The 26,544-nt window shown below is 71.3% G+C and carries 23 protein-coding genes; 12 read left to right on the forward strand and 11 right to left on the reverse strand.

The features are described 5' to 3' along the window. Positions 1 to 16: 16 nt before the first annotated feature. The 4 genes from ACSQ4M_RS00435 (at position 17) to ACSQ4M_RS00450 (ending at position 2,707) form a co-directional block, all read left to right on the forward strand. Positions 17 to 1,144 (forward strand): class I SAM-dependent methyltransferase, encoded by a 1,128-nt coding sequence (locus tag ACSQ4M_RS00435; RefSeq protein WP_436187711.1) that lies wholly within the window; start codon positions 17 to 19, stop codon positions 1,142 to 1,144. Positions 1,145 to 1,153: 9 nt separating this feature from the next. Then, positions 1,154 to 1,348 (forward strand): DUF2905 domain-containing protein, encoded by a 195-nt coding sequence (locus ACSQ4M_RS00440; RefSeq protein ID WP_436187712.1) that lies wholly within the window; start codon positions 1,154 to 1,156, stop codon positions 1,346 to 1,348. A 14-nt stretch (positions 1,349 to 1,362) separates the two neighbouring features. Next, positions 1,363 to 2,292, forward strand: a complete 930-nt coding sequence (locus tag ACSQ4M_RS00445; protein ID WP_436187713.1) for an ROK family protein — start codon at positions 1,363 to 1,365, stop codon at positions 2,290 to 2,292. A 124-nt stretch (positions 2,293 to 2,416) separates the two neighbouring features. Beyond that, positions 2,417 to 2,707, forward strand: coding sequence for an H-NS histone family protein (locus ACSQ4M_RS00450; protein ID WP_056663951.1), 291 nt, complete (start codon positions 2,417 to 2,419; stop codon positions 2,705 to 2,707). Positions 2,708 to 2,769: 62 nt separating this feature from the next. Here the strand turns inward: ACSQ4M_RS00450 and ACSQ4M_RS00455 are convergent, their stop codons facing one another. Next, the gene (locus ACSQ4M_RS00455) at positions 2,770 to 4,011 is read right to left on the reverse strand and encodes a multifunctional CCA addition/repair protein (protein WP_436187714.1); all 1,242 of its coding nucleotides are present in this window, start codon (positions 4,009 to 4,011) and stop codon (positions 2,770 to 2,772) included. Positions 4,012 to 4,070: 59 nt separating this feature from the next. Between ACSQ4M_RS00455 and ACSQ4M_RS00460 the strand changes: the two genes are divergently transcribed. Next, positions 4,071 to 4,787: a glutamine amidotransferase gene (locus ACSQ4M_RS00460; protein WP_436187715.1), complete on the forward strand. Its 717-nt coding sequence runs from the start codon at positions 4,071 to 4,073 to the stop codon at positions 4,785 to 4,787. Here ACSQ4M_RS00460 and ACSQ4M_RS00465 read toward each other — a convergent pair. Further along, a complete protein-coding gene (locus ACSQ4M_RS00465; protein WP_436187716.1) occupies positions 4,784 to 5,833 on the reverse strand; it encodes a DNA topoisomerase IB in 1,050 nt (349 codons plus the stop codon). The genes ACSQ4M_RS00460 and ACSQ4M_RS00465 overlap by 4 nt on opposite strands. 181 nt (positions 5,834 to 6,014) lie before the next feature. Between ACSQ4M_RS00465 and ACSQ4M_RS00470 the strand changes: the two genes are divergently transcribed. From ACSQ4M_RS00470 to ACSQ4M_RS00485, 4 genes are all read left to right on the forward strand, one after another. Next, entirely contained in the window at positions 6,015 to 7,025 is a 1,011-nt protein-coding gene (locus tag ACSQ4M_RS00470; protein WP_436187717.1) for a tripartite tricarboxylate transporter substrate binding protein, read from the forward strand. Further along, positions 7,022 to 7,909 carry a polysaccharide deacetylase family protein gene (locus ACSQ4M_RS00475; protein WP_436187718.1) on the forward strand — a complete coding sequence of 296 codons (888 nt, stop codon included), beginning with the start codon at positions 7,022 to 7,024 and terminating at the stop codon, positions 7,907 to 7,909. Before ACSQ4M_RS00470 ends, ACSQ4M_RS00475 begins: the two co-directional genes overlap by 4 nt. A gap of 22 nt (positions 7,910 to 7,931) precedes the next feature. Beyond that, positions 7,932 to 8,630, forward strand: coding sequence for a GntR family transcriptional regulator (locus ACSQ4M_RS00480; RefSeq protein WP_436187719.1), 699 nt, complete (start codon positions 7,932 to 7,934; stop codon positions 8,628 to 8,630). Positions 8,631 to 8,706: 76 nt separating this feature from the next. After that, complete coding sequence (locus ACSQ4M_RS00485; RefSeq protein ID WP_436187720.1) at positions 8,707 to 8,994, forward strand: acylphosphatase; 288 nt, start codon at positions 8,707 to 8,709, stop codon at positions 8,992 to 8,994. Between the two features lie 2 nt (positions 8,995 to 8,996). On the opposite strand, the gene ACSQ4M_RS00490 is transcribed toward ACSQ4M_RS00485, so the two are convergent. From ACSQ4M_RS00490 to ACSQ4M_RS00530, 9 genes are all read right to left on the reverse strand, one after another. Beyond that, positions 8,997 to 10,043 (reverse strand): NUDIX domain-containing protein, encoded by a 1,047-nt coding sequence (locus ACSQ4M_RS00490; protein ID WP_436187721.1) that lies wholly within the window; start codon positions 10,041 to 10,043, stop codon positions 8,997 to 8,999. 82 nt (positions 10,044 to 10,125) lie between these two features. After that, positions 10,126 to 11,847, reverse strand: coding sequence for an AMP-binding protein (locus ACSQ4M_RS00495; protein ID WP_436187722.1), 1,722 nt, complete (start codon positions 11,845 to 11,847; stop codon positions 10,126 to 10,128). Between the two features lie 4 nt (positions 11,848 to 11,851). Beyond that, positions 11,852 to 15,151 carry a carboxyl transferase domain-containing protein gene (locus ACSQ4M_RS00500; protein WP_436187723.1) on the reverse strand — a complete coding sequence of 1,100 codons (3,300 nt, stop codon included), beginning with the start codon at positions 15,149 to 15,151 and terminating at the stop codon, positions 11,852 to 11,854. Next, a complete protein-coding gene (locus ACSQ4M_RS00505; protein ID WP_436187724.1) occupies positions 15,148 to 16,854 on the reverse strand; it encodes an AMP-binding protein in 1,707 nt (568 codons plus the stop codon). The genes ACSQ4M_RS00500 and ACSQ4M_RS00505 overlap by 4 nt, the downstream gene beginning before the upstream one ends. Continuing rightward, complete coding sequence (locus ACSQ4M_RS00510) at positions 16,851 to 17,894, reverse strand: ABC transporter ATP-binding protein (protein WP_436187725.1); 1,044 nt, start codon at positions 17,892 to 17,894, stop codon at positions 16,851 to 16,853. The genes ACSQ4M_RS00505 and ACSQ4M_RS00510 overlap by 4 nt, the downstream gene beginning before the upstream one ends. Further along, the gene (locus tag ACSQ4M_RS00515; RefSeq protein ID WP_436187726.1) at positions 17,884 to 18,921 is read right to left on the reverse strand and encodes an ABC transporter ATP-binding protein; all 1,038 of its coding nucleotides are present in this window, start codon (positions 18,919 to 18,921) and stop codon (positions 17,884 to 17,886) included. Before ACSQ4M_RS00515 ends, ACSQ4M_RS00510 begins: the two co-directional genes overlap by 11 nt. After that, positions 18,921 to 19,823 carry an ABC transporter permease gene (locus ACSQ4M_RS00520; RefSeq protein ID WP_436187727.1) on the reverse strand — a complete coding sequence of 301 codons (903 nt, stop codon included), beginning with the start codon at positions 19,821 to 19,823 and terminating at the stop codon, positions 18,921 to 18,923. Before ACSQ4M_RS00520 ends, ACSQ4M_RS00515 begins: the two co-directional genes overlap by 1 nt. Next, positions 19,813 to 20,733: an ABC transporter permease gene (locus tag ACSQ4M_RS00525; protein ID WP_436187728.1), complete on the reverse strand. Its 921-nt coding sequence runs from the start codon at positions 20,731 to 20,733 to the stop codon at positions 19,813 to 19,815. Before ACSQ4M_RS00525 ends, ACSQ4M_RS00520 begins: the two co-directional genes overlap by 11 nt. Positions 20,734 to 20,892: 159 nt before the next feature. Then, positions 20,893 to 22,482, reverse strand: a complete 1,590-nt coding sequence (locus ACSQ4M_RS00530) for an ABC transporter substrate-binding protein (RefSeq protein WP_436187729.1) — start codon at positions 22,480 to 22,482, stop codon at positions 20,893 to 20,895. 200 nt (positions 22,483 to 22,682) lie between these two features. Here ACSQ4M_RS00530 and ACSQ4M_RS00535 point away from each other — a divergent pair, with 200 nt between their 5' ends. The 3 genes from ACSQ4M_RS00535 to ACSQ4M_RS00545 all read left to right on the forward strand — a co-directional run bounded on the left by ACSQ4M_RS00535 (position 22,683) and on the right by ACSQ4M_RS00545 (position 26,509). Next, a complete protein-coding gene (locus tag ACSQ4M_RS00535) occupies positions 22,683 to 23,921 on the forward strand; it encodes a TetR/AcrR family transcriptional regulator (RefSeq protein WP_436187730.1) in 1,239 nt (412 codons plus the stop codon). 79 nt (positions 23,922 to 24,000) lie between these two features. Further along, positions 24,001 to 24,660 (forward strand): response regulator, encoded by a 660-nt coding sequence (locus ACSQ4M_RS00540; RefSeq protein WP_436187731.1) that lies wholly within the window; start codon positions 24,001 to 24,003, stop codon positions 24,658 to 24,660. Beyond that, positions 24,632 to 26,509 carry a sensor histidine kinase gene (locus ACSQ4M_RS00545; RefSeq protein WP_436187732.1) on the forward strand — a complete coding sequence of 626 codons (1,878 nt, stop codon included), beginning with the start codon at positions 24,632 to 24,634 and terminating at the stop codon, positions 26,507 to 26,509. Before ACSQ4M_RS00540 ends, ACSQ4M_RS00545 begins: the two co-directional genes overlap by 29 nt. Positions 26,510 to 26,544 lie beyond the last annotated feature (35 nt).

A 26,544-nucleotide genomic window follows, 5' to 3' on the forward strand; every position in this document is an offset into this window, starting at 1 on the left:
GGGGGAGAATCCACGGGTGCACGAAAACGAGACCGCGCATCCTAATGGAAGCCCCTCCGCGCGGGAGGGAAGCCCCGCATTGCGGGCCCACATCGCCCAAGCCATCGACCAAGCCGGCGGCTGGCTGCCCTTCGACCGCTTCATGGCGCTGGCGCTGTACGCGCCCGGCCTGGGCTACTACGCCAATGCCGGCCGCAAGTTCGGCGCCATGCCCGAAGGCGGCAGCGACTTCGTGACCGCGCCCGAACTCTCGCCGCTGTTCGGCCAGGCCCTGGCCGTGCAGGTCGCCGACATGCTGGAGCGCACCGGCACCGACGAGGTGTGGGAGTTCGGCGCCGGCACCGGCGCGCTGGCGACCCAGTTGCTGGCACACCTGGGCGACCGCGTGCGCCGCTACACCATCGTCGACCTGTCGGCCGAGCTGCGCGCGCGCCAGCAAGCGCGGCTGGCCGCGCATGCCGACCAACTGCACTGGGCCGACGCCCTGCCCGCGCAGATCGACGGCGTGCTGGTCGGCAACGAGGTGCTGGACGCCATGCCCGTGCAGCTGCTGCACCGCGTGGCAGGCGTTTGGCACGAGCGTGGCGTGGTGCTGCAAGGCGGTGCGCTGGCCTGGCAGGACCGCCCCACGGCCCTGCGCCCGTCCGTCGAGATCCCCGGCACGCACGACTACCTGACCGAGATCCACCCGCAGGGCCAGGCCTTCGTGCGCACGCTGGCCGGCCATGTGCGCCGCGGCGCGGCGCTGCTGATCGACTACGGTTTTCCCGAAGCCGAGTACTACCACCCGCAGCGCAGCGCCGGCACGCTGATGTGCCACCAGGCCCACCGCGCCGACGCCGACCCGCTGACCGGCCTGGGCGCCAAGGACATCACCGCGCACGTGGACTTCACGGGCATCGCCGTGGCCGCGCAGGACGCCGACTGGGACGTGCTGGGCTACACCAGCCAGGCCCGTTTCCTGGTCAACTGCGGCCTGCCCGCGCTGATGGAGGCGGCCCCCATCCCGCAGCGCGCGATGGCGCACCGCCTGATCGCCGAGCACGAGATGGGCGAACTGTTCAAGGTGCTGGCCCTGGCCAGGGGCGTGGAGCCCTGGGACGCGCCGGGCTTCGCCCGCGGCGACCGCAGCCACACGCTGTAGGACCGATCCATGCTGCGCTGGCTACTCGTCGTCTTTCTCGCGCTGATGCTGATCAGCTGGCTGCAACCCTTCCTGGCCAAGCTGGGTTTCGGGAAACTTCCGGGCGATCTGCGCTTCCGACTGTTCGGGCGCGAATGGTTCGTGCCGCTGACCAGCACCATCCTGCTGAGCACCGTCGTCAGCCTGATTTCCAAGATTCTTTGAGACAAGACCTGCCCATGAAAGCCTGCATCGACATCGGCGGCACCAAGGTGGCCGTGGGCCTGGCGCCCGCCGGCGACCGGCCCGAGATCCTCGCGCGCCAGAGCGAACCCACGGCCAAGACCGGCACGCCGCTGGCGCTGTCCGCGCAGATCCTGCGCCTCGTCGACGCGGCCTGCGCCGCGGCCGGCGTGGACCCGGCCCAGGTGCAGTCGGCCGGCGTGTCCTCGGCCGGGCCCTTCGTCAAGCAGGGGGGCCGCATCGAACTGGCCACGCCCAACATCTGCGGCGGCCTGGCCGGCCCCGCGCGCGGCCTGCCCAACGACTGGATGAGCGTGCCCGTGGAGGCGCCGCTGGCCGCGCGCTTCGCCCGCCTGCGCGTGGAGAACGACTGCGTCGCCGCGCTGGAGGCCGAGCGCCGCTGGGGCGCGCTGCAAGGCGTGGACGACTGCGCCTACGTGACCTGGAGCACCGGCATCGGCGTGGGCCTGTGCGTGGACGGCCGCGTGCTGCGCGGCAAGAACGGCAATGCCGGCCATGCCGGCCACAGCTTCGTCATCGACGACCGGGAAGCCCTGTGCGGCTGCGGCAACCGCGGCGACGTGGAATCCCTGGTGGCCGGCAACGCCATCGCACGCCGCTTCGGCCAGGACGCCGCCCATTGGCTGGGTCGCGCCAGCGCAGGCGACGCGGCCGCGCAGGACACGGTGGACGGCCTGTGCCGCATATTGGGCCGCATGCTCTACAACCTCGTCGCCACGCTGGACCTGCAATGCATCAGCCTGGGCGGCAGCGTGTTCTGGCACCACCGCGCGTATTTGCTTCCCCGATTGCAGGCCGAAGTCCAGGCGCATTTTCCGGCACTCACGCAAGGGGTAATCCTGGCACCGGCTGGATTGCAGGACCGTGTAGGAGATTATGCGGCGCTGGCCCTAGCGCCCGACTGAGGCGGGGCAGCGTACGCATAATCCCCAACATCAGGCCGAGAAATTCAGTTTCTGCAGCGAATGGATTTATCTCTATAATCCGCCCGCCTGCCAATAGTTCGGCAGGATTCATGGACGGAAAACGATGACCACCTACAAGGAACTGCTGCAGCAGCGCGAAAGCCTCGAAAAGCAGATCGAGGAAGCCAGGCAGCGTGAAAATCAGGCCGCGATCGACAAGGTGCGCGCCCTGGTCGCCGAATTCGCATTGACGCCCGACGACGTCTTTGGCCGCAAGAGCGGCAAAAGCAGCACCGCCGGCCAGAAGGTCGCGCCCAAGTACCGCGACAAGAGCACCGGCGCCACCTGGACCGGCCGCGGCAAGCCGCCGAAGTGGATCGAAGGCAAGAACCGCGAAGAGTACCTGATCAACTGATCACCATCGGGCCGAGGCGCAAGCCTTTGCGCCCGGCCGCGATAATGGCTCGGCGGGCCGCCTCAGGCCCGCGCCAGATATTCTTCCAGAGCCGCCAAGCGCGCCTTCTGGATTCGGGCGCCGATTTCCGGCCCCTTGCGCCCCTCGGCCAGGGCCTCGCTGGAGATTCTGTCGGTCGCCACCGCCAGAACCGATTGCATGCATTGCCGCAGGCGCTCCCGCTGCGGATAAGGGCGGCTTTCCAGGCCAGCCCGGCCACGCGCGTCGCATTCACAGGCCAGCAGGGCTTGCTCGAATCGCGCGGGCTTGCGAATCGCGTCGCAACGCTCCAGTAGCCGCATCACGGCAGCCGCGCCCAATTCAGCGCTGCGGTGGATATTGCCGTGCTCGCGCGCGACCACGTCGGCCAGATCGCGGCATTCGGTCGGAACGCGCAGTCGTTCGGCCAGGCGCCGCAGCAATTGGGCGCTGCGCTGCTCATGGCCGTGGTGGCGCGGCAACAGATCGGCCGGCGTGGTGGCCTTGCCCAGGTCATGGCACAGGCAGGCGAAACGCACGGGCAGCGGGGCGGCCAGCGCGGCCGCCATGTCCAGCACGAGCATCAGGTGCACGCCGGTGTCGACCTCGGGGTGGTGCTCGGCGCGCTGCGGCACGCCCCAGAGCGCGTCGACCTCGGGCAGCAGGCGGGCCAGCGCACCGCTTGCGCGCAGCACCTCGAACATGCGCGAGGGCCGGCGCTCCATGAGGCCGCGCGCGAGCTCCTGCCAGACCCGCTCGGCCACCAGCGCATCGACCTCGCCATCCGCCACCATCTCGCGCATCAGCGCCTGGGTGGCCGGCGCCACCGTGAAATCGGCGAAGCGGGCCGCGAAGCGCGCCAGCCGCAGGATGCGCACCGGGTCTTCGCGGAAGGCGTCCGAGACATGGCGCAGCACCCGGCCCCGCAGGTCGGCCGCGCCGCCGAAGGGGTCGACCAGGCCGTCCAGCCCCTGCGCGTCGGCCGGCTGGGCCATGGCGTTGATGGTGAGGTCGCGGCGCGCGAGGTCCTGCTCCAGCGTGACGTCTGGCGCGGCATGGAAGGCGAAGCCGTGGTAACCCCGCGCGGTCTTGCGCTCGGTGCGGGCCAGCGCATACTCCTCGCGCGTCTGGGGATGCAGGAACACCGGAAAGTCCTTGCCCACGGGCAGGTAGCCGGCGTCCAGCATCTGCTGCGGCGAGGCGCCCACCACCACCCAGTCGTGGTCGTGCACGGGCAAGCCCATCAGCGCATCGCGCACGGCGCCGCCCACCTTGTAGATCTGCATCGGACGAGTGTAGGGGGCGCCAGGACGTACAGTAGCGGCCGCTTCGCAGACCGCTTCCCATGCCCTCCCCTCTCCTGATTCTCAAGGCCGGTGCCACCTTTCCCGCCCTGGCCCAGACGCTGGGTGATTTCGACGACTGGATCCGTGCCGGCCTGGATGCACCCGGGCTCGCCATCCGCGTGGTCGACGCGCGCCACGGCGACCTGCCGCCGCCGCAGGCCCTGGCCGGGGTGGTCATCACCGGCTCGCACGCCATGGTGAGCGAGCGCGAACCCTGGAGCGAGGCGGCCGCCACCTGGCTGCGCGGCGCCGTGCAGGCCGGTCTGCCGGTGCTGGGCATCTGCTACGGCCACCAGCTGCTGGCGCACAGCCTGGGCGGCGAGGTCGGCTACCACCCGGGCGGCATCGAGGTCGGCACGGTGTCCGTGCAGTTGCAGCCGGCCGCCAGCGACGATCCGGTGCTGGGCGACCTGCCGCCGGTGTTCGCGGCCCAGGTCGTGCACCGCCAATCGGTGCAGCAGTTGCCCGACGGGGCGGTGCGGCTGGCGGCCAATGCCTTCGAGCCGAACCAGGCTTTCCGCGTCGGGCCGGCGGCCTGGGGCGTGCAGTTCCACCCCGAATTCAGCGCCCAGGCCATGCGCGCCTATGTCGAGCGGCTCGGCCCCGAGCTGCGCGAGGAAGGGCATGACCCGGCCGCACTGGCGGCCGGCGTCGCCGACACACCGGCCGCCGCGCGCGTGCTGCGCAACTTCGCGCGCCACGTGCAAGCGGCCTAAGCCAGCGCCTCCAGGAAGCCCAGCAACCGGCATTCGGCCGCCGTGAGGCCGGCCTTGCGCCGCGGCGGTGCCTCCAGACAGGGCGGTGCCGCTGCGTCCTGCAGCAGCAGTGCCAGTACGGCCGGGTGCACATAGGCCTTGCGGCACACGGCCACGGTGTTGCCCAGCCGCGCCGCCACCTCGGCCAGCACCGCCTTGGCGGCCATGCGACGGGCCGCCACCGAGCTGCCCGGCGTGCAGGGCCGGGCGCGCGCGAGCGCCAGGGCATGCACGCTGGCATGCCAGGTGCGGAAATCCTTGGCCGTGAAGTCGCCACCGCTGGCGCTGCGCAGATAGGCGTTCACGCCGTCGGAGTCGATGACGTGGCGCTCGCCCGCATCGTCCAGGTACTGGAACAGCTCCTGGCCCGGCAATTCCTGGCAGCGCCGCACCACGCGGGCGACGCGCGCATCGTCCAGCGCCACGGCGTGCTCCACGCCGCTCTTGCCCTTGAAGCGCAGCCGCACGGCGCTGCCGCGCACCTGGGCATGGCGCGCGCGCAGCGTGGTCAGGCCGTAGGAACCGTTCTCGCGCGCATAGACACCGTTGCCCACGCGCGCGAGCGTGGTGTCCAGCAGCCGCACCACGGTCGCCAGCACGCAGTCGCGCTGCAGCGGCCCGGGCAGCGCAAGGTCGCGCCGCACGGCGGCGCGGATGCGCGGCAGCACGCTGGCGAATTCCTGCAGCCGCGCGTACTTTCCCGCGTCCTGCGCGAGATGCCAGTCGGCGTGGTAGCGGTACTGCTTGCGGCCGCGCGCGTCGCGCCCGGTGGCCTGCAGGTGGCCATTGGCCCGTGTGCAGATCCAGACCTGCGTATAGGCCGGCGGAATGGCCAGCGCGCGGATGCGCTGCAGCGACGCGCGGTCGGCCAGCGGCGTGCCGTCGGGCCGCCGGTAGCTGAAGCCCTTGCCGCTGCGCCGGCGCGTGATGCCGGGAAGGCCGTCATGGACATAGACCAGGCCTGGGGGCACGTCGGCAGCAGCAGGGGTGGGGGCAGCAGATGACATCAATGGTGATCCTCGGCAGCGCATGGGCACCCGCATGTCGGAAAGGCCGGTCTTCGCGCGTCGGCGGCCGGCGGCACGGAACGTGCTCCCCTCCGTAATGTGCACAATTTTTAACGAAAAGTGCACAAAGCCGGTGCACCAGCCATGGCGCGCCATGTCCCCGCCTTCGCTGGAGTTCCGCATGGACCTGCTGCCCCACCTTTCCCGCCGGCACCTGCTGGCCGCCCTGGCCACCCTGTGCACCGCATTGGCGCCGATGGCACCTGCCGCGGCCCAGGACGTCGCCGCCTACCCCGACCGACCGGTCAAGATCGTCGTTCCCTTCCCACCCGGCGGCGCAGCCGATGTCTATGCCCGCCTGGTCGGGCAAAAGCTGGGCGAAGCCTGGGGCGGCAAGCAGGCCGTGGTCATCGACAACCGCGCCGGTGCCGGCGGCGTGATCGGCACCGACGTGGCGGCCAAGGCGCCGGCCGACGGCAGCACCTTGCTGATGGTGACCATCGGCCATGCGGTCAACCCGTTCATGTACAGCAAGCTGCCCTACGACACGCGCGCCGATCTGGTGCCGGTGGGCGTGGTCGCCAAGGTCCCGAGCGTGGTCGTGACCGGCCCGGCGCTCAAGGGCAAGACCCTGCAGGACCTCCTCGCGCTGGCCAAGGCCCAGCCCGATGCCATGCAGTACGCGTCCTCGGGCGTGGGCACCACCAGCCACGTGGGCGCGGCGCTGCTGGAATCCATGTCGGGCGTCCACATGCTGCACGTCCCCTACAAGGGTGCGGCACCGGCCCTGCAGGACGTGATGGCCGACCGCGTGACGCTGTCGGTGGACATCATCACCTCCTCGCTGCCGCTCGTGAAAAGCGGCAAGCTCAACGGCGTGGCGATCACCAGCGCCAAGCGCTCGCCGCAGTTGCCCGACGTGCCCACGGTGGCCGAGGCCGGCCTGCCCGGCTACGAATTCGTGTCCTGGTACATGCTGCTGGCACCGGCCAGGACGCCCACTCCCATCCTGGAGAAGCTCAACGCCGCGCTGCGCGCCATGGCCCAGGCCCCCGACTTCCGCGCCCGCGTCGAGGGCACGGGCGGCGAGGTGGCCAGCATGACGCTCAAGGAATCCAACGACTACCTGGACGCCGAGTTCACGCGCTGGGCCAAGGTCGTGAAGGAACGCAACATCAAGGCAGAGCAATGATCCAACGCGATCTGGCGGGTTACGCCAACCGCCCGCCCGCCGTGGCCTGGCCCCACCAGGCCCGCGTCGCGGTGTCCTTCGTGCTGAACTTCGAGGAGGGTGCCGAGTTCTCGGTCGCCGACGGCGATGCGCGCAACGAGTCGGTCTACGAGGTGATCGACCCGCGCACGGGCTGGGACCCCTGCATCGACAGCCACTTCGAGTACGGCACGCGCGCGGCCTGGTGGCGCATCGCCGACACCTTCGCGCGCTGGGACGCGCCGATGACGGTCAGCGCCTGCGGCCGCGCCGTGGAGCGCAGCCCCTGGCTCGCGCAGGACGCGGTGGCGCGCGGCCACGAGCTGTCGGCCCATGGCTGGCGCTGGGAGAGCCATGCCGGCATGGCGCCCGAACGCGAGGCGGCCGACATGGACGCCTGCATCCGCACCTTCGAGGCCGTCTGCGGCCAGCGCCCGCTGGGCTGGCACACGCGCTCGGCCTGCACGCCGGCCACGCGCGCGCTGCTGGCCGAGCGCGGTTTCCTCTACGACAGCGACGCCTACAACGACGACCTGCCCTACTTCGTGCCCGTGGCCGGGCGGCGGCACCTGGTGCTGCCCTATGCCTTCGACACCAACGACATGCAGTTCCAGCACACCCAGCGCTTCGCCACGGCCGGCCAGTTCGCCGAGTACTGCTGCGACGCCTTCGACTGGCTCGCCAGGGAAGGTGCGCGCGCACCGCGCATGCTGTCCATCGGCCTGCACCTGCGCATGATCGGCCGGCCCGCACGCATGAAGGCGCTCGAGCAGATCCTGGCGCACCTGCGCGAACGCGGCGGCGCCTGGATCGCCACGCGCGCGCAGATCGCGCGGCACTGGATCGCGCACGCGCCGGCCGCTTGAGGGGCTGCGCTACATTCGCTGGATGCACCCCCAGGAACAGGCCATCCACGCAACCTTGGCGCAGACCCTGCTGGCCGGCCGCCTGGCGCCGGGCACACAGCTCATCGAGACCCGCCTCGCGCAGATCTTCGGCGTCTCGCGCGAGCGCGTGCGCAAGGTGTTGCACCGGCTCGGCCACGAGCGGCTGCTGGAGCTGATCCCCAACCGCGGCTGCTTCGTCTCCAACCCCACGCTGGCGCAGGCGCGCGAGATCTACGAAGCGCGCCGCATCGTCGAAGGCGGCCTGGTCGGCCGGCTCGCGGGGCGGCTGTCGACCGCGCAACTGGCCGCGCTACAGGCCCATGGCGAGCTCGAACACGCCGCCCTGCACGCGCAGGACCGCGCGCGCTCGATCCAGCTCAGCGGCGAATTCCACCTGTTGCTGGCCAGCTTTGCCGACAGCCCCTTCGTGCTGCGCGCGCTGCAGGAACTGGTCAGCCGCACAGCCATGCTGGTGGCCTTCTTCGAGCCGGCCGCCTCGTCCACCTGTGCCTGCGAGGAGCACGAGGACATCGTGCGCGCCCTCGCACAAGGCGATGGCGCGCGCGCCATGAAGGCCATGCACGTGCACCTCTCGCTGATCGAGACACGGCTGCAGCCGCGCGCGCAGGCCGCCCCCAGCGCCGATGCGGACACCGAGATTGCGCGGGCGTGGGAAGCCGCGCAGCAGGTGGCGGCGTGAGCGCCGCGCCGGGCCGCCCCAAGCAAGCTCGTGCCCGCTTAGGCGGACTACAGGCCGCAGGCCGAAGGGTGCACCAGTGAGCGTGCAGACGCTGCACCTGTCGATCAGCGGGCGCGTCCAGGGCGTGTCCTACCGCGCCAGCATGGCGGAGCAGGCCCGTCGGCTCGGCGTGCGCGGCTGGGTGCGCAATCGGCACGACGGCCGCGTCGAAGCGCTGGTGCAGGCCGCACCCGAGACCCTGCAAGCCCTGCTCGCCTGGTGCCGGCGCGGCCCGCCAGCCGCGCGCGTGGACGCGGTGCAGGCCACGCCCGCCAGCGACGACGGCGGCCTGCCGGCCGGCTTCGAGACCCGCCCCAGCGCCTGAACTCAGGGCCGCAGCACACCCAGGAAGTGGTCCAGCATCTGGAAGTGGTCGTCATGGAACTGCGGCTCCAGCGCCGCCAGCTCGGCAATCGGCACCCACTGCGCATCGCGCGCATCGTCGCCGGCCTGCACGGCCGGTAGCGCGCGCTCGCCCAGGTCGAAATAGTGCGCATGCGTGACCACGCGGCCGCGCTGGCTGCGGTCGGGCCGGTCGAACACCGTGACGGCCTTCAGGCACTGGCGCAGCGCGGGCTCCAGCATGGCCAGGCCGGTCTCCTCCTCCAGCTCGCGCACGGCCGACTGGTAGACCGTGTCGCGCGGCTCCAGGAAGCCGCCCGGCACGGCCAGCAGGCCCAGGCCCGGCGCCTGGCCGCGCCGGATCAGCAGCACGCGGCCCTGGCAACGGATCACCGCATCCACCGTCACGAACACCGGCGGATAGGGTGAGCCGGCCCACTCGGCGCGGCCGCGCGCCAACGCCTGCCATTCGGCCGTGAGCGCCGGCAGGTGGCCCTGGTCCAGCCAGTCGCGCAGGAACTCCTGCGTGTTGGCATGCAGCAGCGGCGCCATGCGCAGCAGCGCGGCCTGGGCGCCGCCGGGGCCGGCGCCGAGCAGCGCATCGCGCACGGTGCGTGCGTCGTAGGCACCGAAGCCCGGCACGGCCCAGAGCTTCCATTGCGGAAAGTCGCGGATCCAGGCGCTGCTGGCGTCCTTGAAATGCCCGGCCAGCAGCACGCGGCCGCCCTCGGGCAGGGCGGCGGCCACCAGCGCGCGCACGCTGTCGGCCCAGCGCTGCTCGTCGTGGTGGTCGCGCAGCGGCTGCACCTCCACGCGCTCGCGCAGCTCCTCGGGCAGGGCCTGGCGCAGCATCTCGGCGCGCTCCTGCCAGGTCCAGGGCTGGGCCGGCGTGCGCGCCTGGTGCGCCGAGCCCAGCAGCATCAGGCAGCGGCGCGCCTGCGCCAGGGCCTGCAGCAGCACGGCGCGGTGGCCCAGGTGGAAGGGCTGGAAGCGGCCGATGCACACGGCCAGGGCATAGGGGGAAACGGACATGGACGACTCCGATGGAACGGGCCATTGTGCGCAATGGCCAGCGGCCGTCCAACACCCGTAGCGCCGGCACGGACGTCCGCTCTCAGCGCGCCGCGCCGCGCTCCTGCGCCAGCAGCGCCGTCAGTTCGTTCTTGAGCACCTTGCCGGTCGCGCTGGTCACGAGCCGTTCCACGAGCCGGATCTCGGGCACCTTGTAGCTGGCCATGCGCGCATGGCACCAGTCCTGCAGCGCCGCGGCCGTGAGGCCCGCCGCCTGCGCCGGGTCGAGCCGCACGAAGGCCACCGGCACCTCGCCCCGGTCCGCGTCCGCGCGGCCGACCACGCCCGAGCCCAGCACGGCCGGATGCATGCCCAGCAGCGCCTCGACCTCGGCCGGGAACACGCTCATGCCCTTGACCTTGAGCATCTCCTTGCGCCGGCCCAGGAAGTGCAGGTAGCCCTGCTCGTCCAGCATGGCGATGTCGCCCGTGTGCAGCCAGCCGTTGCGCAGCGTCTGTGCGTTGGCTTCGGGCTTGTTCCAGTAACCCTTGAGCAGCGAGGGCGTGCGGCAGCACAGTTCGCCCTCGCTGCCCAGCGGCAGCAGCGCGCCGGAGTCGAAGTCGCAGACCTTGAACTCGGTGCCGGGCATCGGCAGCCCGACGAAGATGGGCCGGGAATGCAGGTCGAAGTCGCCCGCCTGCATGCCGCGCGTGAAGCTGTCGTTGGTGTGCGTCTCGGTCATGCCCCAGGCCGACTCGACCATGGTGGTGCCCGTCAGCGCACGCCAGCGTTCGCGGTAGCCCAGGCCCAGCTTCTTGACGAAGGAGGACACGCGCATGCTGCGCAGCGAACGCAGGTCGTAGCGCCCCACCTCGGGGTGTTCCATGACCTCCACGGCCGAGTCCAGCACCAGGCCGGCGAAGCTCACGCGGTAGCGCTGCACGGCCGCCATCCAGGCCACCGGGTCCCAGCGCGCCAGCATCACCACAGTCACACCGCTGAACACGGGCTGGATCAGCAGCGCGTTCTCGCCCGCGATCCAGAACGCCGGGTTGATGCCGATGCCCACATCGTCCTCGCGCAGGTCGACCGAGATGCTGTGCGTGGCGGCCGCGGTGTAGAGCATGTCGGCCTGGGTGTGCACGCAGCCCTTGGGCAGGCCGGTGGTGCCGCCCGTGTAGTTGAGCGCGGCCACGTCGTCCAGGCCCGGCGAGGGCAGCGCGACGGGTGCGGTGGCGGCCAGCGCGGGCAACAGGTCCTCGGCGTCGGGGCAATCGGTGCGCGCGGCAGCCACGGCTGCGGGCAGTGGCAGCGTGGGTTGGTCCGGCCGCATGTCGGCGAAGCTGGTCACGAACAGGTGCCGCAGCGCGCCCTGCGCGCGCGCCGCGCGGGCCACGTCCATGAGCTGGTCCAGCGCCAGCATCACCTGGGCGCCGCTGTCGCGCAGCTCGTAGAACACCTCCTCGGCCTTGAACAACGGGTTCACGGGCACATGCACGGCACCGAGCTTCAGGATGCCGTAGAACGCGACCAGGAACTGCGGGCAGTTCGGCATGAACACCGCGACCCGGTCGCCGCGCTGCACGCCGCGGGCGGCCAGCAGCGCGGCGAAGCGATCGCTCAGCGCGTCGAGTTCGCCGAAACCGAGTTCGCGGCCGTAGAAGACGATGACGGGCTTGTCCGGCTGCAGCCGCGCGCGCTCGCGCAGGTACTCGGACAGCGGACGCCGGCCCAGCGGGTAGCAGACCTCGCGCGGCACACCGGCCGGCCAGTTCTTCGCGTGCAGCGCGGCCAGATGGGCCAGGTAGGTGGCTTCTTCGGTCATGGGTTCACCAGGTCTCGATGTGGGTGCGCCGGCGCCCGCTGCGGGCGGGCCGCTCGCGCACGGCCGACTGCAGGCCGCTGGTGATCCAGCGCCGCGTGTCGGCCGGGTCGATCACGTCGTCGATCTCCACGACCGAGGCCATGCTCAGCGCCTTGCCGTGCTCGTACATCTGGGCCACACGCCGCTCGAACTCGGCCTGCTGCGCCTGCGGGTCTTCGATCGCCGCCAGCTCCTTGCGGTATGCCAGACGCACCGCGCCCTCCAGGCCCATGCCGCCGAACTCGCCCGTGGGCCAGGAGACCGTGAACACCGTGTCCTGGAAGTCGCCGCCGGCCATGGCCAGCGCGCCCAGGCCGTAGCCCTTGCGCAGCACCACCATCACCAGCGGCACGCTCAGCGAGGCGGTGCCCACGAACATGCGCGACACGCGCCGCACCTGCGCCGTCTTCTCGGCCTCGGGGCCGACCATGAAGCCCGGCGTGTCGCACAGCGAGACGATGGGCAGGCCGTGCGCATCGCAGAGCTGGATGAAGCGCGCGGCCTTGTCGGCCGCATCGGCGTCGATGGCGCCCCCCAGGTGCATGGGGTTGTTGGCGATCAGGCCCACCGGCCGGCCTTCGATGCGCACCAGCGCCGTGACCATCGCCAGGCCGAAGCCGCGCCGCAGCTCCAGCACAGAGCCGGTGTCGGCCAGCAGGTCGATGAGCTTGCGCACGTCGTACACGCGCAGCCGGTTCTCGGGGATCGCGCGGCGCAGTTCGCGCTGGTCGGCGCACTGCCAGGCCGAAAGCAGGCCCTGGAAGTACGCCAGGTACTGGCGCGCCGCCGCGGTGGCCGCGGCCTCGTCGTCGACCAGCACGTCGATCACGCCGTTGGCGCTCTGCACGTCGGCCGGGCCGATCTGCTCGGGCGTGTAGACGCCCAGGCCGCCGCCCTCGATCATGGCCGGCCCGCCCATGCCGATGTTGGCGCTGCGTGTGGAGATGATCACGTCGCAGCAGCCCAGCAGCGCCGCGTTGCCCGCGAAGCAGCGGCCGTGCACCACGCCGACCACGGGCACCAGGCCCGACAGGTGGGCGAAGGCCTTGAAGGTCGGGATGTCGAGGCTGGCCACCTTGAACAAGGCCTTGTCGGTGTCGCCGGGCCGCCCGCCGCCGCCCTCGGCGAACAGCACCAGCGGGCGCTCGATGTCGGCGGCCAGCTTGTAGAGCCGGTCCTGCTTCTTGTGGTTGAACGAGCCCTGCGTACCTGCCAGCACCGTGTAGTCATAGGAGACGACCACGGTGCGGGCGCGCTCGGCACCGAAGTCGGCCGCGTTCACGGTGGCCAGCCCGCCGATCAGGCCGTCGGCCGGCGTCGTGCGCTGCAGTTGCTCGACCGGGTGGCGGCTGCGCTGCGCGGCGAAGGCCAGCGCGCCGTACTCGGTGAAGCTGCCGGCGTCGACCAAATCGGCGATGTTCTCGCGCGCGGTGCGCCCGCCCTGGGCATGGCGCTTGCGCACGGCCTCGGGCCGGGCCGCGTCCGCCGTCAGGCGGTGGCGCTCGACCGACTCCGCGAGGTCGGGGCGGATGCGGTCCAGGTCGACCTGCTCCTCGCGCGCATCGTCCAGGGCCTCGCCCTCGCCGGGTTCGACGAAGGCGATGGCCTGGCCCTGCAGCAGCACCTCGCCCACGGCCGTGGCCAGGCCGCGCACGGTGCCGTGCTGCTCGGCCGTGACCACGTGCTGCATCTTCATGGCTTCGAGCACGGCCACCTGCTGGCCCGGGCGCACCGCATCGCCTGCGCGCACGTCGATGGCGACCACGCTGGCCTGCATGGGCGCGACCAGGGCCACGGTGCCGGCCGGTGCCGCCGTGGCGGCGGCCGGTGCGGCGCTGGCCGCGCCGCTGTCGAAGAAGGCCGCGGCCGCCGGTGCGGCGGCCTCGCTGGCCAGCAATTCGGCCATGTGCGCATCGAGCCAGCGCGTGGAAACCGCATTGGCCAGCACCTCGGGGTGGGCCAGCGTGGCGGCCAGGAAGCCCAGGTTGGTCGCCACGCCTTCGATGCGGGTCTCGGCCAGCGCGCGCCGCGCACGCGCCACCGCGTCGGCATAGGTGCCGGGCGCATGCACGATGAGCTTGGCCAGCAGCGCGTCGTAGTTGCTGCTGGTGCGGTAGCCGGCGTAGCCGAAGCCGTCCACGCGCACGCCGGGGCCGGACGACAGCTCGTAGGCCGTGAGCAGGCCGGCGGCCGGCAGAGCGCTGCCGTCGGGCTGCATGCTCTCCATGTTCACGCGCAGCTGCAGCGCATGGCCGCGCGGCGCCGGGATGTCGACCTGGCGCAGGCCCAGTTCGGCCAGCGTCGCGCCCAGGGCCACGCGGATCTGCGCCTGCACCAGGTCCACGCCGTAGACGGCCTCGGTGACGGTGTGCTCGACCTGCAGCCGCGGGTTGGCCTCGATGAAGACGAAGCGGTCCGCGCGGCCGCGGTCGACCAGGAACTCGAAGGTTCCCAGGCCCCGGTACTTCGCAGCGCGCGCCATGCGCAGCGCGGCGTCGGCGATGCGTTCGCGCAGCGCGGCCGGCAGCGTGGGACTGGGCGCGATCTCGACGATCTTCTGGTGGCGCCGCTGCAGGCTGCATTCGCGTTCGCCGAACTGCGTCACCTCGCCGCTGCCGTCGCCCAGCACCTGGATCTCGATGTGGCGCGCGTCCGCGATCAATTCCTCGCAGTACAGCTCGCCGCGGCCGAAGGCAGACAGCGCCTCGGCGCTGGCGCGGGCATGGGCCTCGGCGATGTCCTCGGCCCGCTGCACGACGCGCATGCCGCGCCCGCCGCCGCCGGCGATGGCCTTGAGCAGCATGCCGCCGCCGTTCAGCGATGCGAAGAAGGCCTGGGCGCCGGCGATGTCCACCGCGCCGGCGGTGCCGGCCAGCACGGGCACATCCTGCTCGGCCGCGGCGCGGCGCGCGCGGGCCTTGTCGCCGAACAGGCGCAGCACCTCGGCCGAGGGACCGATGAAGACCATGCCGGCGGCCGTGCAGGCGTCGGCCAGCGCGTCGCTCTCGCTCAGGAAGCCGTAGCCGGGATGCACGGCGCCGCAGCCCGTGGCCTGCGCCGCGGCGACGATCTGCGCCACGTCCAGGTAGGCGGCGGCGCCACGGCCGGGCAGCAGCTGCGCCGCATCGGCGCGCAGCACGTGCAGCGAACGCGCATCGTCGGCCGGGTGCACGGCCACGCTGCGCAGGCCCAGGTCGGCGCAGGCGCGTGCGATGCGGATGGCGATCTCGCCGCGGTTGGCGATCAGGATAGAAGGCGATGTCATAGCAGCTTGGCCAGTTCTTCTTTCTTGACTTTCCCGGTGGCGGTCATCGGCAGCGCGTCGACGAAACGGATCTCGGGCACCTTGTAGCCGGCCATGTTGCGGCGGCACCAGTCGACCAGTTGCTGCTCGTCGACCTCGGCACGGCGCGCCGGGTCCACGCGGATGAAGGCCACGGGCACCTGGCCGCGTTCGGCGTCGGGCCGGCCGACCACGCCCGAGCCCAGAATGGCCGGGTTCTGGCCCAGCAGCGCTTCGATCTCGGCCGGGAACACGCTCATGCCCTTGACCTTGAGCATCTCCTTGCGCCGGCCCAGAAAGTGCAGGTAGCCCATGGCGTCGATGACGCCGATGTCGCCCGTGTGCAGCCAGCTGCCCTGCAGCGCCTGGGCGCTGGCCTCGGGCTTGTTCCAGTAGCCCTTGAGCAACGAGGGCGAGCGGCAGCAGATCTCGCCCTCCTCGTCCAGCGGTTTGAGCGCGCCGGTGTCGAAGTCGCAGATCTTGAACTCGGTGCCCGGCATGGGCAGGCCCACGAACACGGGCTGAGCCTTGAGGTCGAAGTCCTCGCCCTGCATGCCGGTGGTGAAGGTGTCGCAGGTGTGGGTCTCGGTCATGCCCCAGGCGGCCTCGGCCATGACGGTGCCGGTCAGCGCCTGCCAGCGGCGCCGGTAGTCGATGTTGAGCTTCTTGACGAAGGAGGACACGCGCACGCGCTGCAGCGAGCGCAGCTCGTACTGCGCGGCCTGCGGGTGCTCGAGCAGCTCGACCGCGTTGTCCACGAGCAGGCCGGCCACATTGACCTTGTAACGCTGCACGGCGGCCATGAAGCCCACCGGGTCCCAGCGCGCCAGCAGCACGCAGCTGCCGCCGCTGAAGATCGGAAACAGCAGCGCGAAGTCCTCGCCCGCGATCCAGAACACCGGGAAGAAGTTGATGCTGATGTCGTCCGGCGAACCGGGCGAGCCCACGGTGCAGGTGGTGGCCGCGGTGTAGAGCATGTTGCGCTGGGTGTGCACGCAGCCCTTGGGCATGCCGGTGGTGCCGCCCGTGTAGTTGAGCGCGGCCACGTCGTCCAGGCCGACCTGCACGGGTGGGCAGGCCAGCCCCTCGGCCTGCGCCTCGCCCAGCGCACGCAACAGGTCGATGGTGCCGGGGCACTCGATCTTGGGCTGGCGGATCGATTCGGGGACCGGGATGGTCGGCTCGGCCGGCAATGCGTCGGCGAAGCTGGTCGTGAAGACCGTGGCCAGCGGCGCGCGGTCGTGCACGGCGTGGACCAGCGGCATCAGTTGGTCCTGCACGATGGCGACCTTGGCGCCCGTGTCGTTCAGCTCATACACCAGCTCGGCCTCCTTGAACAAGGGGTTCACGGGCACGTGCACGGCGCCGAGCTTGAGGATGGCGTAGAAGGCGACGACGAACTGCGGGCAGTTGCCCAGGAACACGGCCACGCGCTCGCCCTGGCGCACGCCGTGGCGGGCCAGCAGCGCGGCCAGCGCGTCGCTCTGCTGGTCGAGCGCGCGGTAGCTCAGTTCGGCGCCGTAGTAGATGAAGGCCGGCTTGTCGGGCTGCAGCGCGGCCCAGCGGCGCAGGTAGTCGGTCATCGGCAGCTCGCCGAAGCGATAGACCGCCTCGCGCGGGATGTCGGCAGGCCAGTGGCGTTGCTGCAGTTGCGCGACGTCGCGCAGGTAGTCGTCTTCGGTCATGGCAGTGCGGGCTCCAAGGGGGTGCCGGCGCGTGCGGCAGGCACGGCGGCGGTGGGCGCGGCAGTGGCGCGCGCGGCTTCGACATGGCAGGCGGCCCAGTGCAGCGCCGAGAACGGCGTCGGCTGGGGCTTGTCGCTGCGGCAGGTGTCGATGGCCTGCGGGCAGCGTGGATGGAACTTGCAGCCCGGCGGCGGCGCCAGCGCGCTGCCGATCTCGCCGCGGATCATGCCCACGGGCAGCGGCACGTCGGGGTCGGGCCGCAGCACCGAGGCCAGCAGCGCGCGGGTGTAGGGATGGCGCGGTGCACCGAAGACCTGCGCGGTCGGCCCCTGCTCGACCATGTCGCCCAGGTACATCACGCCGACCGCGTCGGCGAAATGCTCGACCAGCGCGAGGTCGTGCGCGATCAGCAGGTAGGTCAGGCCGTACTGCTGCTGGATGTCCGACAGCAGGTTCAGGATCTGCGCGCGGATCGACACGTCCAGCGCCGAGGTCGGCTCGTCCAGCACCAGCAGGCGCGGCCGCAGAGCCAGCGCACGCGCGATCGCCACGCGCTGGCGCTGGCCGCCGCTGAACTCATGCGGGTAGCGCCGCGCTGCATCCGCTGGCAGGCCCACCACGTCCAGCAGCTCGGCGATGCGCCGGTCGAGTTCGGCACGCGTGGGCTTCTCGTTGGCCAGGATGGGCTCGGCGATGATGGTCGCCACGCGCAGGCGCGGGTTCAGCGAGGCATAGGGGTCCTGGAACACGGCCTGCACCTGGCGTCGCCAGGCGCGTTTGTCGGGCCCGGCCAGCGAGGCCACGTCGCGGCCGTCGAAGCGGATGCTGCCGGCGCTGGGTGGCTCCAGCCCCAGGATCAGCTTGGCGCAGGTGGTCTTGCCGCAGCCGGACTCGCCGACGATGGCGAAAGTGCTGCCCGCGGGCACGGCAAAGCTCAGATGCTCGACGGCCTTGACCGGGTTGCGCGAGTGCCGCACCTTGAAGTGCTTCTGCAGACCCTGCACTTCCAGCAGCGGCGTCGCTAGCGTTTCAGGAGGCATGGGGTGCGCCCTCGTGCAGCCAGCAGGCGGCACGGTGGCCGCTGGCGGTTTCGAATTCCGGCGGGTACGCGTCCCCGCAGCGTGCCATGCGTTGCGGGCAGCGCGCGGCGAAGCGGCAGCCGCGCGGCGGGTCCAGCAGGCTGGGCGGCTGGCCGCCGATGGAATCCAGCCGCGCACGGCTCTGCCCCAGCCGCGGGATCGAGGCCAGCAGCGCCTGCGTGTAGGGGTGGGCCGGCGCGTGGTAGATGCGGCGCACCGGGCCCGACTCGACCACGCGGCCGGCGTACATCACGGCGATGCGGTCGCACATGGAGGCGGCCACGCCCATGTCGTGCGTGATCATGAGGATGCCGACGCCCGTGTCCTGCTGGATGCGGCGCAGCAGGTCGATCATCTGCACCTGGATGGTCACGTCGAGCGCGCTGGTCGGCTCGTCGGCGATCAGCAGCCGCGGTTGGCAGGCGATGGCCATGGCCGCTACCACGCGCTGGCGCATGCCGCCGCTGAACTGGTGCGGGTAGTCGTCCAGCCGCTTCTCGGGCGAGGGAATGCGCACGCGGCCCAGCACGTCGATGGCGGCGCTGCGGGCCTCGGCGCGCGAGGCGGCCAGCCCGTGGTAGCGGAACGGGCCGCCGACCTGGTCGCCGATGGAATAGACCGGATTCAGCGAGGTCAGCGGGTCCTGCGAGACCATGGAGATGCGCCGGCCGCGCCAGCTGCGCGCCATCTCGCGCTCGGGCACGCCGACGAGGTCGGTGCCGTCCAGTTCGATGCTGCCGCCGGCGATGCGGCCCCCGGGGCGCGGCAGCAGCTTCAGGATGGACAGGCCGGTCATGGTCTTGCCGGAACCCGATTCGCCGACCACGCCCAGCGTCTCGCGTTCGGCGATGTCCAGGTTCACGCCATCGACGGCGCGCACGGTCCCGTTGCGCACGGCGATGTGGGTCTGCAGGTTGCGGATGCGCAGCAGCGGCGGCTTGGCCGGCGCGGCGGGCGTGGCGACCTGGGGCGAGGTGAGGGCATCCATCAGCGTTGCTTCCTGCGCGGGTCCAGCGTGTCGCGCAGCCAGTCGCCCACCAGGTTGGAGGCCAGGCAGGTCAGCATGATGGCCAAGCCGGGCAGCGTGATGAGCCACCAGGCGTTGGTCATGTAGTTGCGGGCGTCGGCCAGCATCAGGCCCCAGGACACGTCGGGCTGCTGGATTCCGAGGCCCAGGAAGCTCAGCGAGGCCTCGAACACGATGACCTGGCCGACCTGCAGCGTGGCCAGCACCAGCAGCGTGTTCGACACGTTGGGCAGCAGGTGGCGGCGCAGGATGGTGGCGTTGCTGCAACCGGCGACGCGCGCCAGCGCCACGTAGTCGCGCTCCTTGAGCGAGAGCACCTCGCTGCGGATGATGCGCGCGTACCAGGTCCAGTAGGTGATCACGATCACCACCACCACGGTGGAGAAGCTCGGGTCCAGCACCACGGCCACGACGAGGGCCAGCGCCAGCGAGGGGATGGACATCTGGATGTCGGCCAGGCGCATCAGCACGGCATCGACCCAGCCGCCGAAGTAGCCGGCCACCAGGCCGATCAGCGCGCCGATGCCGCCGGACAGCACGATCACGTAGAGCGCCACCGTCACCGACACGCGGGCGCCCGCGATGATGCGGCTGGCGATGTCGCGGCCCAGGTTGTCGGTGCCGAGCCAGTGCGCGGCGCTGCCCTCGGCATGCCAGGCCGGCGGCTTGAAGACATTGGCCAGGTCCAGCGCGTTCGGATCCCAGGGCGCCAGCGCCTCGCCACCGATGGCGGCGATGCCCAGCAACAGCAGCAGGCCCAGCGACAGCCAGGGGATGCCGCGGCCGCGCAGGCGGCGCAGCCAGCCGGCGCGCGGTGCGTGCGGCGCCAGCGGCGCGGCTTGCAGCGTGACGTCAGCCTGCATGGCGGATCCTCGGGTCGATGACGCCGTAGCTCAGGTCGACCAGCAGGTTGGCCGCCACGAACAGCACCGAGGTGAACAGCACGCCGGCCTGCACCACCGGGAAGTCGCGCGCGAACACGGCCTCGACCACGGTGCGGCCCAGGCCCGGCCAGGCGAACACCACCTCGACCACGAAGGCGCCGCCCAGCATGGCCGCGAAGTACACGCCCAGCATGGTCACGAGCGGGATGGCGGCGTTGCGGAACGCGTACTTGGCGACCAGCAGCCATTCCGGCGTGCCGAGCGCGCGGCCCATGCGGATGTAGTCGCTGTCCAGCACGTCCAGCATGGCCGAGCGCACGATGCGCGTCTGCGCCGCCACCGGGTACCAGCCCAGCGCGATGGCCGGCATCAGGATGTGCGCGGCCGTGCCGTGGCCGAAGGCCGGCAGCCAGCCCAGGTGCACCGAGAACACCAGGATCAGCAGCAGCCCGACCCAGAAGCCCGGCATGGACTGGCCCAGCATCGCGAAGCCCTTGCCGAAGCTGTCCAGCCAGGTGCCGCGGTACACCGCCGACAGGATGCCCAGCGGCACGGCCAGCGCGACGCTGAACAGCAGCCCGGCGCAGGCCAGCTGGATGGTGGCCGGCAGGCGTTCCAGCACCAGGGCCAGCGCCGGCGTCTGCCAGCGGTAGGAGTTGCCGAAGTCGCCGAGCAGCGCATGCTGGGCGAACAGCAGGTACTGGCGCCACAGCGGCTGGTCCAGCCCCATGCTGCGGCGCATGGCCTCGATCACGGCGGGCGGCGCATCCACCGGCAGCAGCAGCACGATGGGGTCGCCCGACAGGCGCGAAATGATGAAGATCACCACGCTCGCGCCGACGATGCTGATGAGGCCCAGCCCGACGCGTCTCAACAGGAATTGCAGCACTTCAGCGATCCATGGCACTGCGCGCCAGCCGCAGGGCACGAAGGCGACTCGCAAGCCGCGGTTCGAGGGGCCGCGGAACTGGCTCTGCCAGGCCGCTGGCGGCGCCCCTGGAGGGGGATGGGATGGCTACACGCAGTGAGCCATCCAAACGGGGTGGTCTCATTTCAGGCCGATCTGTTGGAGATTGCGCCAGAAGCCGGGCCAGGGCCAGGGCGTGTAGTCGACCTTGTCGCGCCAGGCCATGGTCACGAGCGGCCGGTAGGTCGGCAGGCCGCCCAGCACGCGCTCGTGCTTGAGCTTGGCCAGGCGCTGCAGCACGGCCTCGCGCTGGGCTGGGTCCATGGTGCGCTTGGCTTCCTCGACCATCGCGTCGAGCTCCGGGTCGCTGGCGTACGAGTAGCTGCCCCAGCCCTTGCCCGCGACGAAGCTGTGCAGGTGCCCGGCCCAGGCCGTGCCCGGATCGCCCGGAAGGCCCTGGCCCCACATCCAGCTGATGACGCCGTCCATCTCGGGCGGGCCGTTGCGGCCGCGCCGGCCCAGGTTGATCCAGGCGCCGTACTCCAGGCCCTGCACCTTGCAGCGGATGCCCGCGGCCGTCAGGTAGGCGAACATGGCCTCGCCCATCTCCTTGACGTTGGGCTCGCGCGGCGTGGTCAGGTTGTAGCAGTTGGTGTCGAAGCCACGCGGGAAGCCGGCCTGCGTGAGCAGGTCCCTGGCCTTGCGTGGATCGTAGGGATAGGGCTTGAGGTTGGGGTCGTAGCCGGCACCACCCTTGCCGACCTGCACATAGCGCTCGCCCTGGCCGAACAGCACGGCCTTGACGATGGCGTCCACGTCAATGGCGTGGGCCGCGGCCTGGCGCACGCGCACGTCGCGCCAGGGCGAGTTGGGGATCTGCTCGGCGAAGTCGATGAACAGGTTGTTGCCCGAGACCACGGTGCTGGTCTGCACGCCGGGCATCTTCTTGAACTCGGCGATCATGGCCGGTGGCACGGCGTCGATCCAGTCGACCGCGCCGGTCTTGAAGGCCGCCACGCGCGTGAGGTCCTCGGGGATGATCTTGATGGTGAGGTTCTTGACCGTGGGGCGCGCGGTCTTGTGCCAGTAGTCGTCGAAGGCCTCCAGCTTGAGTTCCTCCTTGACGCTGCGCGAGACGAACTTCCAGGGGCCGGTGCCGACCGGCGCCTTGGCGAAGCCTTCCTCACCGACCTTCTCGAAGTAGGCCTTGGGCATGGCCCAGAGTTGCAGGTTGTCGGCGATGTAGGAGCCGTCGCCTTCCTTGAAATGGATCTTGAAGTGCAGGTCGTTCACGACCTCGAAACGCTCGACCGCGGCCTGCAGGTGCGACCAGCGCGATTGCGCCGGATCGGCCAGGCGCTTCTGCGAGAACTCGAAATCGCGCGCGGTCAGCGGATCGCCGTTGTGGAACTTCACGCCCTTGCGCAGCTTCACGTCGAGCACGGGCTTGCCGCCCACCTCCGTGACCTCCCAGGACTCGGCCAGCCAATTCACGCGCTTCTGGCTCGGGTCGGGTTTGACCAACTGCTCGAAGATCTGGCCGATGAAGTAGGTGTCCACGCCGGCCGAGTACTTGACCGGGTCCAGCGTGGTGGCCTCTGCCGCGAAGGCGATGGTCAGGCTGCCGGTGGCGGGCTTGGCGGCCTGGGCCGTCGCCAGTGGGCCGGCCATCGCCAGCGTGGCGGACAGCGCGAGCGCGCGCAGCGCAGGATGGGAAATCCGCAGGGCCATGTCTTGTCTCCGTTGTGGGAAATCGGCAGCAGCGGCACTTCGCAGCCGTGCACCAAAAACCGTCTATTCGAAAAACTGCAATGCAATGACATCACTTCCAGGATGTGACGAGAACCGGGAATACCCTCTGTTCTAAATTTGTCCCCTTCGCGACATTGGAAGAACTTTCCCCGCCACTGGATGCGCCACTTCCGACCTGCATGACGCCACACCCCGACGCTGCCGTTGAGCGCACGCGCAAGTTCACGCACAAGCGCGAGGCCGTGCTGGCGGCCGCTGCCGATCTGTTCAACCGGCGTGGTGTGCGCGGTGCCACGCTGGCCGATGTGGCCGCCAGCGTGGGGCTGGTCAAGAACAGCGTGACCTACTACTACCGCAAGAAGGAAGACCTGGCGACCGCCTGCTTCCTGCGCGCGATCGAGGAGCACCAGGCCTTCATCGCGCAGGCCGCGGCGCAGCCGAGCGTGGCCGCGCGCGTGGGCACGCTGTTCGCCCAGCTCGCGCAGCGCCTGGCCATGATCGAGGCCGGCACGCAGCCCGCGCTGATCCTGTTCCACGACCTGCGCGCACTGCCGCCGCCCCTGGTCGCGCAGGTGTTCGCGGCCTACACCGAGATGTTCCGCCGCGTGCGCGACCTGCTGCGCGGGCCGGAGACGGCCGGGCTCTCGCGCGAGGCGCTCAACGCACGCGGCCACCTGCTGCTGTCCACGCTCAACAACCTGCGCAGCAGCGTGCTGCGCCACGAGCCGCACGAGTACGCCCGCATCGCCGAGCGCGCCGCCGACATCGCATTGCGCGGCATGGCCGGCCCCGCGGCCACCTGGCAGGACAGCGGTGCCGAGCAGGCCTGGGTGCTCGACAGCGCGTCCGACATGGCGCCGGGCTCCTTCCTGCGCTCGGCCACGGAGCTCATCAACGAGCTGGGCTACAAGGGCGCCTCGGTCACGCGCATCTCCGAGCGGTTGCAGCTGACCAAGGGCGCCTTCTACGCACGGCACGACGCCAAGGACGACCTCGTCACGCAGTGCTTCGCCCACACCTTCGCCACCGTGCGCAAGGCGCTGGGCCTGGCCCAGGCCGCGCCGGGCAGCGCCTGGGACCAGCTGTGCCTGGCCACGCGCGGCCTGGTGCTGTTCCAGCGCTCGCCCGCCGGCCCGCTGCTGCGGCTGACCGCGATCTCGGCGCTGCCCGACCCCGAGCACCGCGCCCGCATCCTCGACGAGACCAACCGCCTGACCGAGCGCATGACCAGCCTGGTCGTGGAAGGCATGATGCAGGGCTCGGTGCGGCCGCTGGACGCATCGCTGGCCGCGCAGATCGCGCTGAACGGCATCAACGCGGCGGCCGAGTTGCACCGCTGGTCGCCGACCGCCGCGGCTGGCAACGTGGCGGCGCTGTACGCCAGGCCGCTGCTGCTGGGCCTGCTGCAGCCCGGCTGACGGCCGGTGCCATCCCGCGGACGCGCGATGGCGGCGCCGTGGGCCGCTGGCAGAATGGCCCGGCCCCCAGGGAGGAAGCATGGCCATTGAGGTGCTGATCGTCGAGGACGAGCCCGAGTTCATGCGGCGCTTTGCCGATGCCGTGCTCGGCGATGCCGGCCTGGCCCTGCTCGGCGCCGTGTCCAACGGCCAGGCTGCCAAGGCGCTGCTGGACCGGCAGCGGCCCGACGTGCTGCTGGTCGACCTGGGCCTGCCCGACATCAGCGGCATCGAGGTCATCCAGCATGCCCAGCAGCGCCACCCCGACTGCGACGTGCTGGTCGTCACCATGTTCGGCGACGACGCCCATGTGGTGGGCGCCATCGAGGCCGGCGCGGCCGGCTACCTGCTCAAGGACGCGGCGCCCGAACGCATCGCGGCCGCGGTGCACGAGCTGCGCAGCGGCGGCGCGCCGATCAGTCCCAGCATCGCGCGACGCATCCTGTCGCGGCTGCGCGGCGGAGCATCGGCGGGCACGCCCTCGCGGCCGGTGCCGCTGGAGCAGGCCTCGCCGCTGACCGCGCGCGAGACCGAATTGCTGCGCATGGTGGCCAAGGGCCTGCCCTTCGACACCATCGGCGAGCTGCTGGAGATTTCGCCGCACACGGTGGTCGCCCACGTGAAGAAAATCTACCGCAAGCTCGCCGTGCACTCGCGCGGCGAAGCGGTCTATGAAGCTTCGCAGCTGGGCCTGCTGTAGCGCGCTGCTGCTGGCCGCCTGGCTGCTGGCCGGCCTGGCGCAGGCGCAGACGCTGGAGCCGCTGCAAGCCGAACTGCTGCGCAGCGACGCCGCCCAGCCGCCGGACCCGCGCGATGAGCGCTGGCAGACCGTGGCGCTGCCCGATGCGCAGGAGGCTCCGGCCGTCTGGTACCAGCTGGTCTTCACGCTGCCGGACGCTGCAGCGGAGCATCTGCAGCACGATGGCTGGATGCTGTACCTGCCCTACTTCTACGGCGGTGGCAGCGTCTGGCTCAACGGCCGGCTGGTCGGCGCAGTGCCCGAGACCACGGACCAGGTGCGCGTGCGCTGGCAACGCCCGCAGCTGCTGGCCCTGCCGCCCAGCCTGCTGCTGCCAGGCGCCAACCGGCTGCAGCTGCGCGTGGCGACCTCGCAGGCGCCGGCTGCGGCGATGCTGCCGCGGCTGGTGCTGGGCCCGCAGAGCGATCTGCTGCCGCAGTTCGATCTGCGGCTGTTCTTCGTGCGCACGGTGCCGGTCATCACGGTGGTCGTGTCCTCGATGGCCGGCGTGTTCGCGCTGTACATCTGGCTGCGCCGGCCTCGGGAGACGCTCTACGCCATCGCCGGGCTGGTCGGCTTGGCCTGGGCCTTGCGCACCACCACCTTCGTGTTCGACGTGCTGCCGGCCTGGGCCTGGCCGCTGTGGCGGCTGATGTACCACGCCAGCAACGGCGGCTTCATCGTGCTGCTGGTTCTGTTCGCGCTGCACCTGGCGCGCTGGCAACCCCGTTGGCTCGTCCGCGGCCTGGTCGGCTGGTGGGCGCTGGGGCCGCTCGTGTACCTGCTGGGCGGGGCCAGCAGCGGGGCCGAACAGTGGGTGGCACGCTGGTGGGTGGCCGGGTTCATCCCGATCGGGGCGATGGGCGTGCTGGTGGCCGTGTTCGCGGCCTGGCGCCGGCCGTCGGCAGAGCGCGCACTGATCGCGCTGGTCTTCGTGCTCACGCTGCTGTCCGGCCTGCACGACCACTTCATGGCCCAGCAATCGCCCTGGTTCACCGCTCTGCTGCCGGGCTGGAGCGCGCACCGCTTCTTCCTGCTGCACTATGGCGCCAACCTGCTGCTGCTGACCATGGGCGGGCTCATCACGCTGCGCTACGTGCGCAACCTGCGGGCGCTGGAGGAGTCGCACCGCACGCTGGAGGCCCGGGTGGCTGCGCGCGAGCAGGAGATTGGCGCGAGCTATGCGCGCATCGCCGCTTTGCAGCGCGAGCAGGCCGCCACCGACGAGCGCCAGCGCATCATGCAGGACCTGCACGACGGCCTGGGTGCGCAGCTGTTCACCTCGCTGCTGCGTGCCGAACGCGGCGCGCTCGCGCCGCCGCAGGTGAGCGGCGTGCTGCGCGCGGCCATCGACGAGATGCGTGTAGCGCTGGACGCACTCGGCTCGGACGAGGGCGACTTCGCCGCCGCCTGGGCCGACTTCCGGTTCCGCTGGGACGCACGGCTGCGCGAGGCAGGCCTCGCGGCCCACTGGCGTCAGGAGCTGCCCGAGCAGGCCCTGCCGCTGCCGCCGCACAGCACATTGCAGGTGCTGCGCATCGCCCAGGAGGCGCTGACCAATGTGCTCAAGCATGCCCGCGCGCGCACCGTGGAGGTCACACTGGCCTGGCGCGACGGGCTGCTGCAGATGGACCTGGCCGACGACGGCGTGGGCATCCCGGCCAGCCCCGGAAGTGGCCACGGCCTGCCCAACATGCAGGCCCGCGCGGCGCGGCTGGGCGGCCGGCTGCTGCGCATGGAACGCGCGCAGGGCTGCTGCTGGCGGCTGGAGCTGCCCCTCGCGCAAACACGCGATGGCCTGCCGCACTGACGGCATTCCCGCCGCCGCCCCGCCTGCCTAGAGTC

Origin of the sequence: Pseudorhodoferax sp. LjRoot39, from assembly GCF_964253035.1 — a bacterium.
GTDB lineage: Bacteria > Pseudomonadota > Gammaproteobacteria > Burkholderiales > Burkholderiaceae_C > Pseudorhodoferax.